The 13,399-nt window shown below is 71.7% G+C and carries 10 protein-coding genes; 4 read left to right on the plus strand and 6 right to left on the minus strand.

From position 1 onward, the window contains the following. Positions 1-32 precede the first annotated feature (32 nt). Positions 33-3,029: a bifunctional [glutamine synthetase] adenylyltransferase/[glutamine synthetase]-adenylyl-L-tyrosine phosphorylase gene (locus ICC28_RS00610; protein ID WP_188286342.1), complete on the minus strand. Its 2,997-nt coding sequence runs from the start codon at positions 3,027-3,029 to the stop codon at positions 33-35. Between the two features lie 517 nt (positions 3,030-3,546). On the opposite strand from ICC28_RS00610, the gene ICC28_RS00615 reads away from it, so the two are divergent. After that, positions 3,547-3,987, plus strand: coding sequence for a VOC family protein (locus tag ICC28_RS00615; protein ID WP_188286343.1), 441 nt, complete (start codon positions 3,547-3,549; stop codon positions 3,985-3,987). 55 nt (positions 3,988-4,042) lie between these two features. Here ICC28_RS00615 and ICC28_RS00620 read toward each other — a convergent pair whose 3' ends face one another. Further along, the gene (locus tag ICC28_RS00620; protein ID WP_188286344.1) at positions 4,043-5,404 is read right to left on the minus strand and encodes a glutamine synthetase family protein; all 1,362 of its coding nucleotides are present in this window, start codon (positions 5,402-5,404) and stop codon (positions 4,043-4,045) included. 342 nt (positions 5,405-5,746) lie between these two features. Here ICC28_RS00620 and ICC28_RS00625 point away from each other — a divergent pair, with 342 nt between their 5' ends. Together ICC28_RS00625 and ICC28_RS00630 are read left to right on the plus strand one after the other, a co-directional pair. After that, entirely contained in the window at positions 5,747-6,409 is a 663-nt protein-coding gene (locus ICC28_RS00625) for a DUF3105 domain-containing protein (protein WP_188286345.1), read from the plus strand. Next, positions 6,406-7,023: a DUF305 domain-containing protein gene (locus tag ICC28_RS00630; protein ID WP_188286346.1), complete on the plus strand. Its 618-nt coding sequence runs from the start codon at positions 6,406-6,408 to the stop codon at positions 7,021-7,023. The genes ICC28_RS00625 and ICC28_RS00630 overlap by 4 nt, the downstream gene beginning before the upstream one ends. Positions 7,024-7,191: 168 nt before the next feature. On the opposite strand, the gene ICC28_RS00635 is transcribed toward ICC28_RS00630, so the two are convergent. The 4 genes from ICC28_RS00635 to ICC28_RS00650 form a co-directional block, all read right to left on the minus strand. Continuing rightward, entirely contained in the window at positions 7,192-8,412 is a 1,221-nt protein-coding gene (locus ICC28_RS00635; RefSeq protein WP_188286347.1) for an MFS transporter, read from the minus strand. A 114-nt stretch (positions 8,413-8,526) separates the two neighbouring features. Further along, on the minus strand, positions 8,527-9,579 hold the full coding sequence (locus ICC28_RS00640; RefSeq protein ID WP_188286348.1) for an endonuclease/exonuclease/phosphatase family protein: 1,053 nt from the start codon (positions 9,577-9,579) through the stop codon (positions 8,527-8,529). A gap of 185 nt (positions 9,580-9,764) precedes the next feature. Then, positions 9,765-10,409 carry a TetR/AcrR family transcriptional regulator gene (locus ICC28_RS00645; protein ID WP_188286349.1) on the minus strand — a complete coding sequence of 215 codons (645 nt, stop codon included), beginning with the start codon at positions 10,407-10,409 and terminating at the stop codon, positions 9,765-9,767. Then, on the minus strand, positions 10,406-12,043 hold the full coding sequence (locus ICC28_RS00650) for an MFS transporter (protein ID WP_188286350.1): 1,638 nt from the start codon (positions 12,041-12,043) through the stop codon (positions 10,406-10,408). The genes ICC28_RS00645 and ICC28_RS00650 overlap by 4 nt, the downstream gene beginning before the upstream one ends. Positions 12,044-12,285: 242 nt before the next feature. Here ICC28_RS00650 and panB point away from each other — a divergent pair, with 242 nt between their 5' ends. Then, positions 12,286-13,176, plus strand: coding sequence for a 3-methyl-2-oxobutanoate hydroxymethyltransferase (gene panB, locus ICC28_RS00655; protein ID WP_188286351.1), 891 nt, complete (start codon positions 12,286-12,288; stop codon positions 13,174-13,176). Positions 13,177-13,399: the final 223 nt, after the last annotated feature.

Genomic DNA, 13,399 nt, shown 5'->3' on the forward strand with positions numbered 1-13,399 from the left:
ACGGGTCGGCTGGGGTCCGGGGGGGCCGAGGCTCACGCGCTGTAGAACAGCTCGTCCACCACGTTCCGTGCCCGTCGTGCGGTGCGTCGGTAGTCGTCCAGCATGTCCCCCACGTGTCCGGGGCCGTACCCGAGGTAGCGGCCTACGGCGGCCAGTTCGCGCGCGTCGGACGGGAAGGTGTCCCCGGCCCGGCCGCGCACCAGCATCACCGCGTTGCGCACGCGGGTGGCCAGCACCCAGGCCTCGTCGAGGATCGCGGCGTCCTCGGCGGTGACGAGCCCCGCCGCGCGGGCGGCGGCGAGGGCCTCGCGGGTCCGGGTGGTGCGCAGGCCCGGCTCGGTCGCGCCGTGGCGCATCTGCAGGAGCTGCACCGTCCACTCGACGTCGGACAGGCCCCCGGGGCCGAGCTTGGTGTGCAGCTTCGGGTCGGCGCCGCGCGGGAGGCGCTCGGTCTCCATACGGGCCTTCAGGCGCCGGATCTCGCGCGCCGCGTCCTCGCCGAGTCCGGCCGCCGGGTAGCGCAGCGGGTCGATCAGCTCGACGAACCTGCGGCCCAAATCCTCGTCCCCGGCGACCGGCTCGGCCCGCAGCAGCGCCTGCGCCTCCCACACCAGCGACCAGCGGCGGTAGTAGGCCTCGTAGGAGTTCAGCGTGCGCACCAGCGGACCCGACTTGCCCTCCGGGCGCAGGTCGGCGTCGATCAGCAGGGGCGGGTCGGCGCTGGGAAGCTGGAGCAGGCGTCGCATCTCGGCGACGACGCGGTTCGCCGCCTGCGCCGCCTCGTGGTCGTCGACGCCCTCTCGGGGCTCGTGCACGAACAGCACGTCGGCGTCGGAGCCGTAGCCCAGCTCGTGGCCGCCGAAGCGGCCCATGCCGATGATCGCGAACCGGGCGGGCAGCTCCTCGCCCCAGCCCTCGCGCACGACCGCCCGCAGGGTGCCGGCGAGGGTCGCGGCGGTGAGGTCGGACACCGCGCCGCCGACCCGGTCCACCAGCGCGCCCTGGTCGGCCTCGGCGGGCCGGGTCTCGGTGCCGTAGGAGCCGACGATGTCGGCGGCGGCCGTACGGAACAGTTCGCGGCGGCGGACGCCGCGGGCGGCGGTGACCGCCTGGACGGCGCCGTCGGCGCGGCCGACCGCGGCGAGGATCTCCTGTTCCAGGTGGGCGTGGGAGCGCGGAGCGAGGCCGCCGCCGTCCCCCTCGCCGAGCAGCGCCACCGCCTCCGGCGCGCGCATCAGCAGGTCCGGGGCGAGCCGGCCGGCCGACAGCACGCGCGCGAGGTTCTCGGCGGCGGCGCCCTCGTCCCGCAGCAACCGCAGGTACCAAGGCGTCTTGCCGAGCGCGTCGGACACCTTGCGGAAGTTCAGCAGACCGGCGTCCGGGTCGGCCGAGTCCGCGAACCAGCCCAGCAGGACCGGCAGCAGCGTGCGCTGGATCGCCGCCTTGCGGGTGACGCCGGAGGCCAGCGCCTCCAGGTGGCGCAGGGCGGCGGCCGGGTCGGCGTAGCCGAGGGCCACCAGCCGTTCGCGGGCCGCCTCGGTGCTCAGGCGGGCCTCGCCGGGGGCGAGCTGGGCGACCGCGTCGAGCAGCGGGCGGTAGAAGAGCTTCTCGTGCAGACGGCGTACGACGCCGGCGTGCCGCTTCCACTCGCGGTTCAGCTCGGCGACCGGGTCGCTGCGCAGGCCCAGCGAGCGGCCGATGCGGCGCAGGTCGGCCTCGTCCTCGGGGACGAGGTGGGTGCGGCGCAGCCGGTACAGCTGGATGCGGTGCTCCATGGAGCGCAGAAAGCGGTAGGCGGCGTCGAGCTGGGCGGCGTCGGCGCGGCCCACGTAGCCGCCGGCGGCGAGCGCCTGGAGGGCGTGCAGCGTGGTGCCGCTGCGCAGTGAGGCGTCGGCCCGTCCGTGCACCAGCTGCAGGAGCTGTACGGCGAACTCGACGTCCCGGAGTCCGCCGGGGCCGAGCTTGAGCTGGCGGTCGAGCTCGGCGACCGGGATGTTCTCGACGACCCGGCGGCGCATCTTCTGTACGTCCGCGACGAAGTTCTCCCGCTCGGCGGCCTTCCAGACCAGGGGTTCGAGGGCGGCGACGTACTCTTCGCCGAGCCCGATGTCGCCGGCCACCGGACGGGCCTTGAGCAGGGCCTGGAACTCCCAGGTCTTGGCCCAGCGCTGGTAGTAGGCGAGGTGGCTGGAGAGCGTGCGCACGAGCGGGCCGTTGCGGCCCTCGGGGCGCAGGTTGGCGTCCACCGGCCAGATCGAGCCCTCTACGGTGGTCTCGGAGCAGATCCGCATCATGTGCGAGGCGAGTCGGGTGGCCGCCCTGATGGCCTTGGTCTCGTCGGCGCCGTCCGTCGCCTCGCCGACGAAGATGACGTCGACGTCGGAGACGTAGTTGAGCTCGTGGCCCCCGCACTTGCCCATCGCGATCACCGCGAGCCGGCACAGGGCCGCGTCCTCGGGGGCTGCGGCGCGGGCGAGGGCGAGCGCGGCGCGCAGGGTGGCGGTGGCGAGGTCGGCGAGTTCGGCGGCGGACTCGGCGACGTCCGTGGTGCCGCACACGTCCCGGGCGGCGATGGACAGCAGGCAGCGGCGGTAGGCGATGCGCAGCGAGACGGGGTCGGTGGCCGCGGCCAGGCCCCGCTCGAACTCCTCCACGCCCGGGTGCAGGTCCCGCGGCTCGTAGGTGACGAGGGCCTGCCAGTCGGCGGAATGGCGGGCCAGGTGGTCGGCGAGCGCGGCGGAGGCGCCGAGGACGCCGAGCAGGCGGTCGCGCAGGGGCTTGGCCGCTATCACCGTGTCGAGCAGCTCGCGGCGCGCCGTGTCGGTGGGCTGCGCCTCCAGCAGCCGTACGAGTCCGTGCAGCGCCAGGTCGGGGTCCGCGGTCGCGCCCAGCGCCTCCAGGAGCACCGGGTCGTCGCGTACGGCGGTCAGTTCCGGGCTCTGCAGGAGGCGCTCGGCGGCGGAGGGGTCGGTGAAGCCGTGCCGCAGCAGCCGCGTGAAGGTACTGCTTCTGCGCCCCGGCGCCGTCATCCTGGGCCTCCTGTCCGACTGTCCGATCAAGGTCGTACCGGGTCGAGCCTAGCCGCTGGGCTGGGCCTGGGCGGGATGCCTGCGGCGGCCCGTTGCGGTGGGGCGGGGTGCGCGTGGCGCCCTCGGTGGGGTGCGTGGGGCGGGGCCGCGCCGGGGGGTGTCCGTCCTCGGTCCGCCGGTCCGGTTGTTTGGCGGGTGCCGTTTCTCGGCGCCGTCCGCTGCGGGCGGACACCCCCCGACACGTCCCCTTCCCGCCGTGGGCGGCTGCGGCGCCGCGGGGGTGCGGCCGTGGCCGGTGCGGCGCCTCGGGGGTGCGGCCGTGGCCGGTGCGGCGCCTCGGGGGTGCGGCCGTGTCTGGTGCGGCGCCTCGGGGGTAGGGCGGTGGCTGGTGCGGCGCCTCGGGGGGGGTGCGTTCCTTGCGGTCGTCCGTGGCGGAACCCTGCCTTCTGGTGGCGGTGGGGGGCGTTTTCGGCTTCGGTGAGGGGGGACCACCATCCGCTGACTTGGAGGACCATCGATGGACTTCACACTCGAAGTGATTCCGCTGCCGGTGAGCGACATCGACCGGGCCCGGGACTTCTACCGGGACAAGGTCGGCTTCCACGTCGACATCGACACCGAGGTGATGCCCGGCATGCGGATCGTCCAGCTGACCCCGCCGGGCTCCGGCTGCTCGATCGCGCTCGGCGACTCCATCTGGGAGATGGCCGGGGACGACCGTCCGGCGCCGGGCTCCTACCAGGGACTCCAGCTGTGCGTCTCCGACATCAAGGCGGCCCACGCGGAGCTGGTCGAGCGGGGGCTGGAGGTCTCGGAGCCGGTGCAGTACACGCCGGAGGACGGCGCGACGTTCATGTACTTCAAGGATCCGGACGGCAACGGCTGGTCCATCCAGGAGTACCGGCGCAGGGAGGCGGAGCCGCTGCACAAGGTGCTGACGGACCTGGCCCGGGAGTAACGGGCGCGGCGGGGGCGGCGGTCCGTGACCGTCGGCCCCGCCGCGGAGTCGGCGGCTACAGCACCGGCAGGTTCTTGCGCAGTTCGAAGGCCGTGACCTCGCTGCGGTACTCCTCCCACTCCTGGCGCTTGTTGCGGAGGAAGAAGTCGAAGACGTGTTCGCCGAGGGTTTCGGCTACCAGGTCGCTGCGCTCCATCAGGGTCAGGGCCTCGCCGAGGTTCTGCGGGAGGGGCTCGATACCCATCGCGCGGCGCTCGGCGTCGGAGAGGGCCCAGACGTCGTCCTCGGCGCCCGGGGGCAGTTCGTAGCCCTCTTCGATGCCCTTGAGGCCGGCGGCGAGGAGGACGGCGTAGGCCAGGTACGGGTTGGCGCCGGAGTCGATGGAGCGGACCTCGATGCGGGCCGAGCCGGTCTTGCCGGGCTTGTACATCGGGACGCGGACCAGGGCGGAGCGGTTGTTGTGGCCCCAGCAGATGTAGGAGGGGGCCTCGCCGCCGGCGCCCGCCGTGCGCTCCGAGCCGCCCCAGATGCGCTTGTAGGAGTTGACCCACTGGTTGGTGACGGCGGACAGCTCGGCGGAGTGCTTGAGCAGACCGGCGATGAAGGAGCGGCCGACCTTGGAGAGCTGGTACTCGGCGCCCGACTCGTAGAACGCGTTGCGGTCGCCCTCGAAGAGGGAGAGGTGGGTGTGCATGCCCGAGCCGGGGTATTCGGAGAACGGCTTCGGCATGAACGTCGCCTGGACGCCCTGTTCCAGCGCCACCTGCTTCATGACCAGGCGGAAGGTCATGATGTTGTCGGCCGTGGAGAGGGCGTCGGCGTAGCGGAGGTCGATCTCCTGCTGGCCGGGGGCGCCCTCGTGGTGGGAGAACTCGACCGAGATGCCCATCGACTCCAGCATGGTGATCGCCTGGCGGCGGAAGTCCATGCCGATGTTCTGCGGGGTGTGGTCGAAGTAGCCGGAGTTGTCGGCGGGGGTGGGGCGTGAGCCGTCGAGCGGCTTGTCCTTCAGGAGGAAGAACTCGATCTCGGGGTGGGTGTAGAAGGTGAAGCCCAGGTCGGAGGTGCGGGCGAGGGCGCGCTTGAGGACGTAGCGCGGGTCCGCGAAGGACGGGGAGCCGTCCGGCATGAGGATGTCGCAGAACATGCGGGCCGTGCCCGGGGCCTCGGCGCGCCAGGGCAGGATCTGGAAGGTGGACGGATCCGGCTTGGCGATCATGTCGGACTCGTAGACGCGGGCGAAGCCCTCGATGGCCGAGCCGTCGAAGCCGATGCCCTCGTCGAAGGCCTGTTCCAGTTCGGCCGGGGCCACGGCCACGGACTTGAGGAAGCCCAGTACGTCCGTGAACCACAGGCGCACGAACCGGATGTCGCGCTCCTCCAACGTACGGAGCACGAACTCCTGCTGCTTGTCCATCTTCCGCTTCCCCATCCTTGCTGGTCAGGCCGCCTTCCCCTCGCGCCACGGGAGGCGGTCGGGCACCTGAGCATCCCACCACAACACCATTTCGTGCGCGTTGCCGACCTTGATCGGCGGACCGACCTCGGCCTGAACGGCTCGCGACCGGCGGGTGTACGGCTCTGGTGCCCATCTTGCCTGCTCGGACTGACATCCGTAATGCCCGGCCCTCGCCGTCCGGCGCACCTGTCGATTCCGTACCGATCCGGCCCTTTCCCGTGACCTCTCTTCGAACTGCCGCTCACTCCCCATTACGATCAGCGGACTCGACCGTCCCTTTCCCCAGAAGGACATCACGCCATGGGATCCGCCAAGAAGAACTCCGCGGCGCGCAAGGCCCGCATAGAAGAGATGCGGCGCGCCGAGCAGGCTCGTGAGCGCCGCAACCGGATCCTCACGATCGGCGCCAGCGTGGTGGTCGTCGTCGGCCTGGTCGTCGGCGGTGTGGTGCTGGTCCAGTCGCAGGACGACGACAGTGACTCGGTGGCCGACTCCAAGACCACCGGCTCCCTCGTCGCGGGCGCGGACGGGGTGAGCACGTGGCAGGGCGGCAAGCTCTCCCAGACCCACGTCTCCAAGAAGGTGAAGTACCCGGTCGAGCCGCCGGTCGGCGGGGACCACAACGCGGTCTGGGCGAACTGCAACGGCGACGTCTACACCGAGCCCGTGCAGAACGAGAACGCCGTGCACTCCCTGGAGCACGGCGCGGTCTGGGTGACGTACACCAGCAAGGCCTCCGAGGCCGATGTGAAGGCGCTGGCGGCGAAGGTGAAGAAGACGCCGTACACGCTGATGAGCCCGTACGAGAACCAGAAGGACCCGATCATGCTGTCGGCGTGGGGTGCGCAGCGCACGGTGACCGGCGCGGACGACCCGGACCTCGACAAGTTCTTCGAGAAGTACGTCCAGGGCGAGCAGACGCCCGAGCCGGGTGCCGCGTGCACCGGCGGGGCGATGAAGTGAGGAAGCACGTCGGCTGGATCGCCGGGACCGCGGCGGCGGTGCTCGTCGCGGGCGGCGCGATCACCTACGCCGTCGCCGAGGACGGGGGGTCGGACCAGGTCCCCGCCGCCGACTCGGCGGACGCCGGCTTCGCGCGCGACATGGCCGTCCACCATCAGCAGGCCGTGGAGATGTCGTACATCGTGCGCGACCGCACCGACGACACCGAGGTGCGGCGCCTGGCCTACGACATCGCGCAGACCCAGGCCAACCAGCGCGGCATGATGCTGGGCTGGCTGGACCTGTGGAAGCTGCCGAAGGTGTCGTCCGAGGCGCCGATGGCCTGGATGGGCATGAGCGGCATGGCCTCCGGCGAGGACGGCGCCCTGATGCCCGGCATGGCCACCAACGCCGACATGAAGAAGCTGGAGAGCCTCGACGGCAAGGCCGCCGAGGTCTTCTTCCTCCAGCTCATGACCGAGCACCACAAGGGCGGCATCCACATGGCCGAGGGCTGTGTCGAGCGGTGCACGGTGGAGGTGGAGAAGCGGCTCGCGCAGGGCATGGTCGACGGGCAGGAGTCCGAGATCCGGCTCATGGCGGACATGCTGCGGGCCCGGGGCGCGAAGCCGTAACCCTCCGGGTGGCGGCGGTTCCGGGCACTTCGGGCACTTTTAGTGCTTCGGGCGGGGGCTCCGGGCACCAAGGGTGCACCCCCAGTCCTTCCGGGCCCTCACCACCAGCCGCGCGTCCCGGCCCCGGCGTCGCCGACCGCCGGGGCCCGGCTTCGGTGCCGGCCGTCGTCAGCCCCGTACCGGCTCCGCCTCCTGCGGTACGTGACCCGTGACCAGTAGTTCCCGGCCGGTCCGCGGGGCGGTGCCGCGGCGGTCCACGGCGTACGCCGCCGTGGCGACCGCCAGGCCGAGTACGGCCAGGGCGGCGCCGGCGACCGCCGGGGAGGTGACGCCGAAGCCGGCCGCCAGGGCGAGGCCGCCGATCCAGGCGCCGCCGGCGTTGGCGAGGTTGAAGGCGGCCTGGTTGGCGGAGGAGGCCAGGGAGGGGGCCGTGGAGGCCTTCTCCATGACCATCAGCTGGAGGGGGGAGCCGGTGACGAAGGCCGCGGTGCCGAGGAGGACGACCGCGAGGGCTGCGCTCCAGGCCGTCTGCATCAGCAGCGGGAACAGGGCGAGGATCAGCGCCAGTGAGGCCAGGCCGGAGAAGAGCGTGGCCCGCATGGCGTGGTCGGCGAGGCGGCCGCCGAGCAGGTTGCCCGCCGTGGCGCCGACGCCGAACAGCGCGAGGAGCAGGGTCACGCTGGCGTCGGCGTAGCCGGCGGCGTCGGTGAGCATCGGGGTGATGTAGCTGTACGCGGCGAAGAGCGCGCCGAAGCCGGCCACCGTGGTGCCGAGGGCCAGCCAGACCGGGAGGGACCGGAGGGCGGCGAGTTCGCCGCGCAGGCCGGTGGCCGGGGTGTGGGTGTCGTCGTGCGGGATCAGCAAGGTGAGCGAGGCGATCGCGGCGACGCCGATGGCGCTGACGGCGAGGAAGGTGGCACGCCAGCCCAGGTGCTGGCCCATGAGCGTGGCGGCGGGGACGCCGATGACGTTGGCGACGGTCAGGCCGAGGAACATCAGGGAGACCGAGCGGGCCTTGCGCTCCGGCGGGACCATGCTCGTGGCGACGACCGCGCCGACGCCGAAGAAGGCGCCGTGCGGCAGGCCGCTGAGGAAGCGGGCGGCGAGCAGCCAGCCGTGGTCGGGGGCGAGGGCCGACAGGGCGTTGCCGGCCACGAACAGCGCCATCAGGGCGATCAGGACCCGGCGGCGGGGCAGCCGGGCCGTGACGGCCGCGAGGAGGGGGGCGCCGATGACGACGCCGAGGGCGTAGGCCGAGACCAGGTGGCCGGCGGTCGGGATCGAGATGCCGAGGTCGTCGGCGACGTCGGGCAGCAGGCCCATCATCACGAACTCGGTGGTGCCGATGCCGAAGGCGCCGACGGCCAGGGCGAGCAGGGCCAGGGGCATGGAGGGGGCCTGTGCCTTTCGAGGAGCGGAGTTCCGTACATCTTATGTTCACGTACGGAACAAAGCCTCTCAGGTGCAGTATTCCCCGAGGTTAAGAGCGGGTTGCCAGGGGCTTTACGACGCCGATGTGTCGACTTTCACACGCGCGGCGAGCGGCAGATGGTCGCTCCCGGTCTCCGGCAGCGTCCACGAGCTCACCGGCTCGATGCCCTTCACCAGGATCTGGTCGATCCGCGCCATCGGGAACGACGCCGGCCAGCTGAACCCGAACCCGCTGCCCGCCGCGCCCTGCGTGGAGCGCATCTGGGAGGTGACGGCGTTCAGCGCGCGGTCGTTCATCGTGCCGTTCAGGTCGCCGAGCAGCACGCTGTGCGGCAGCTTCTCGTCGGCGATGGCCTCACCGAGGGCGTCGGCGCTCTTGTCGCGCTGCCGGGCGGTGAACCCGGCCTCCATCTTCACCCGCACCGACGGCAGGTGGGCGACGTACACCGCGACCTGCCCGGCCGGCGTGGCCACCGCCGCGCGCATGGCCCGGGTCCAGCCCAGCTCGATGTCGACGGCCCTGACCCCGCTGAGCGGGTACTTGCTCCACAGCCCGACCGTGCCCTGCACCGAGTGGTACTTGTACGTCGACGCCAGCGCCCGCTCGTACACCGGCACCGCCGACGCGGTCAGCTCCTCCAGCGCCAGCACGTCCGCGCCGGAGGCGGCCACGTCACGGGCGGTGCCGGCCGGGTCCGGGTTCTCGGCGTTGACGTTGTGCGTGGCGACCGTGAGGTCGCCGCCCGGGGCGGTCTTGTCGCTGACGAGCCCGCCGAAGAGGTTCAGCCACACCGTCGCCGGCAGCAGCACCGCGATCAGCGCGGTCGCGGACCTGCGGACCAGGGCCAGCAGGAGCAGCAGCGGGATGAAGGCGCCCAGCCAGGGCAGGAAGGTCTCGGTGAGGCTGCCGAGGTTGCCGATCCGGTTCGGGATCTGCGCGTGCAGCAGCATCACCAGGGCGAGGACCACCGCGAGCGCGGCGACGACGATCCCCCGGCGCCAGATTCTCGGATCCCCGCGCCAGCCCGCGACCAGCCGCTCCAGCAGGCGCCGGAAGCGGTTTCCCCGACGCTCGGACCCCGAGCCGCCGTTGTCCGTCTCCGTCATGTACGCCTGCTGCGCCATACCGTCGCCTCACTGCCTGCCGTGCACACCATCGTCCCCCCGAGGCCTACGACCCTAGGGGATGATCGGTTCTCTTCCTGCCGCCCCATGGCGGCCGTACTGGCACGAGGACGAACAAGTCGGCTTTGCGAGTTCCGGATACGGGGTCGGAAAGCGCCCTCTGTGACGAAACGCGCACATGAACGCTACGGGGGCGGAGAACTGACGGACGGTGAGCTGACGGGTCGTAGGCCCGCGAGCACCGTGTCGACGATCTGTTCGGCCAGGTCCTCGGGGAGGTCGATGTCCGGGCGCATGACGGCACGCAGCAGCATGGGGCCCACGAACAGGTCGTTGACCAGTTCGAGGTCGACGTCCGGGCGCAGTTCGCCGTTCTCCCGGCCGCGGCGCAGGACGTCCAGGCTGAGCCGCCTACGGGGTGCGACGACGCTGCTGTGGTACGCGGCCCAGAGCTTCGGGCTGCTCTTCATCTGGACGTAGACGTTGTGCAGCATCGCCGACGAACGGCTGGCCAGTCCGCGCCTGCGCAGCGACTCCAGGAGCACCACGAGGTCGTCGCGCATCGAGGTGCCGGGGAGTTCGGGGTCGTCCGGTTCGGTGCTGCGGACGATGTCGACGAAGAGTTCCTCCTTGCCGCTCCAGCGGCGGTAGATGGTGGCCTTGCCGACGCCGGCGGTGCGGGCGATGCGCTCGATGGAGAGCTCGGCGAGGGGGACGCCGTCCTCCAGGAGTTTCATGACGCCCTCGACGATGGCACGCTCCACGGCCTCGCTGCGGGGGCGGCCCCTCGGGGGGCCCTCTGTCTTCTCGGGTGCGTCGGCGAGGTTCACGTGTCCTTCGGTCCTTCTGTGGGCTGAGGCGATTGTCCACGTCCGCGGGCCGGTGGGGCTTGCTCGGACCGTTCCCCCTGCTCCTGGCGGGGCGCCTGTCTGCCCGGCAGGAACAGGGCTACGACCACGGCGCCGACGACCGCCGTGCCCGCCCCCCACAGGGCCGTCATGTGCATGGCGTGCAGGAAGGCGTCGTCGGCCGCGGCGATGAGGGGACGGCCGGTCGGACCGAGCTTCTCGGCGATGCCGAGAGTGGCTTCGATGGATTCGCCGGCGGTGTGGCGGAGGTCCGGGGGCAGGGCGGTGAGGTCGTCCTCGATCGCCCCGCGGTACGCCGTCGACAGGACCGAGCCGAGGACCGCGACCCCCAGCGCCCCGCCGACCTGGCGGAAGGTGTTGCTGAGGGCGGAGGCGGAACCGGCCTTCTCCCGGGGCAGGGACTGCATGATGACGACGCTGACCGGGGTCATGATGTGCGCCATGGCGGTGCCCATCAGGAAGAAGATCACTTCCAGGAGCCAGATCGGGGTGTCCGTGTCGAGCCCGGCGAAGGCGGCCAGCGTGGCGGCGAGGAGCAGCATGCCGACGGTGGTGGTGGCGCGGTTGCCGAAACGGTCGACGAGCAGGCGGGCACGCGGGGCGAAGATCATCTGGGCGGCGGCGAGCGGGAGCATCAGCAGGCCGGTCTCCAGGGGCGAGTAGCCGCGCACGCTCTGGGTGTAGAAGACCGAGAAGAACGTCACGCCCATCAGCGCGAAGAAGACCAGCGCGATGGCGGCGATCGCGGCCGAGAAGACCTTGTCGCGGAAGTACCTCACGTCGACGGAGGGGTGGTCGCTGCGCTTCTCGAAGAGGACGAAGGCGACGAGGACGGCCAGTCCGGCGGCGATCGCCGCGACCACGGTGACGTCCGTGAAGTCGGCCAGTTCGCCGCCCCGGATGATGCCGTAGACCAGCAGGACGAGGCCCACGACGGACAGGACCACGCCGACGGGGTCGACCCGGCCGGGGTTGGGGTCGCGGGAGTCGGGCACCAGCCACAGCATCAGCACGAGGGCGAGGGCGACGATCGGGACGTTGATGAGGAAGACGGAGCCCCACCAGAAGTGGTCGAGGAGGACACCGCCGGTGACCGGGCCGATGGCGATGGCGAGGCCGACGCCGCCGGCCCAGATGCCGATGGCCTTGGGCTGTTCGTCGCGCTCGAAGACGTGCATGAGGACGGCGAGGGTGGCGGGCATCACGAAGGCGCCGCCCAGGCCCATGACGGCACGGAAGGCGATGAGCTCGCCCGGCGAACCGGCGAAGGCGGCCAGCGCGGAGCCGATGCCGAAGACGACGAGACCGCCGAGCAGGGCCTTCTTGCGGCCGAGCCGGTCGCCGAGGAGGCCGGCGCTGAGCAGCAGGCCGGCGAAGACGAGGGTGTAGGAGTTGATCGCCCACTCCAGCTCGCTCTGCGTGGCGCCGAGGCCGGTCGGGGCGGGGGTCGAGATCGTCTTGATGGCGACGTTCAGGATCGAGTTGTCCAGGACGATGATCAGCAGGCTGAGCATCAGGACACCGAGGATGGCCCAGCGGCGGCGGTGCACCGCCTCGGGTATCCGGGGAGCGGGCGGGGCGGAGGTGGAAGCCATGCGGGCAAGCGTAGGCAATTTACGATACGAGACCGACTCGTATCGTAATTCTTTACCGGGCTCTTACGTCCGGATTGTGCTGCCGCCTCTTGCGTCCGGATTCTGCTGCCGGCTCGTACGTCCGCTCGGGTTCCGCTCGACGTGACGGGGGTCCTCTGGCCTCGGCTGGCACGAGGTGCCACCATGGAGGGGATCCGGGGACGCCGTCAGGGCGCCTCGAGATGACGTAAGGAGCCGTTGCCATGACGCAGCTTTCGGCTGCCCAGAGCCCGCAGGACGCCCAGGCGAAGCAGACCACCTCCGACGGCAGCAAGGCGCTGTACGGGGGGAAGGGCACCCGCCGCATCACCGTTCGCGACATCGCCGCCGCCAAGGAGCGGGGCGAGAAGTGGCCCATGCTCACCGCGTACGACGCGATGACCGCGTCCGTCTTCGACGAGGCCGGGATCCCGGTCATGCTCGTCGGCGACTCGGCGGGCAACTGCCACCTCGGGTACGAGTCGACCGTGCCCGTCACCCTCGACCAGATGACCATGCTGTCCGCGGCCGTCGTACGGGGCACCTCGCGCGCCCTGATCGTCGGCGACCTGCCCTTCGGGTCCTACCAGGAGGGTCCCGTGCAGGCGCTGCGGTCGGCGACCCGGCTGGTGAAGGAGGCCGGGGTGCAGGCCGTGAAGCTGGAGGGCGGCGAGCGGTCGTACGACCAGATCCGGCTGCTGGTGGAGTCCGGGATCCCGGTGATGGCCCACATCGGGCTGACGCCGCAGTCCGTGAACGCGATGGGGTACCGCGTGCAGGGGCGTGGCGAGGAGGCGGCCGCGCAGTTGCTGCGGGACGCGAAGGCGGTCCAGGACGCGGGGGCGTTCGCGGTCGTCCTGGAGCTGGTTCCGGCGGAGCTGGCGGCCGAGGTGACGCGGGTGCTGCACATTCCCACGGTGGGGATCGGGGCCGGGGCCGCCACGGATGCGCAGGTCCTGGTCTGGACGGACATGCTCGGGCTGACCGGGGGGCGGGTGCCGAAGTTCGTGAAGCAGTACGCCGATCTCCGTGCCGTCATGGGCGACGCGGCGAAGGCGTTTGCGGAGGATGTCGTCGGCGGAACGTTCCCTCTTGAGGAGCACTCCGTCCACTAGAGCCAATGCGGCACAGAGGCAGCCCGCCGATTTCCCCCGTCGGCGGGCTGCCGTTGTTCTTCCCTCGCCCCCGCCGCCCCTACCCGTCCCGTCCCTGGGGGCTCCGCCCCCGGGCCCCCGGCCTTTGCCCACCCACCGCCCGACTCGGTGGGGTGAAGGGTTCACCTCTTGGCCGACCGTAAACGGGTGGTGGGTGGGCAACGTCGGTGGGCTGGGAGCTTCA

Origin of the sequence: Streptomyces sp. TRM68416, from assembly GCF_014596915.1 — a bacterium.
Classification (GTDB): Bacteria; Actinomycetota; Actinomycetes; order Streptomycetales; family Streptomycetaceae; genus Streptomyces.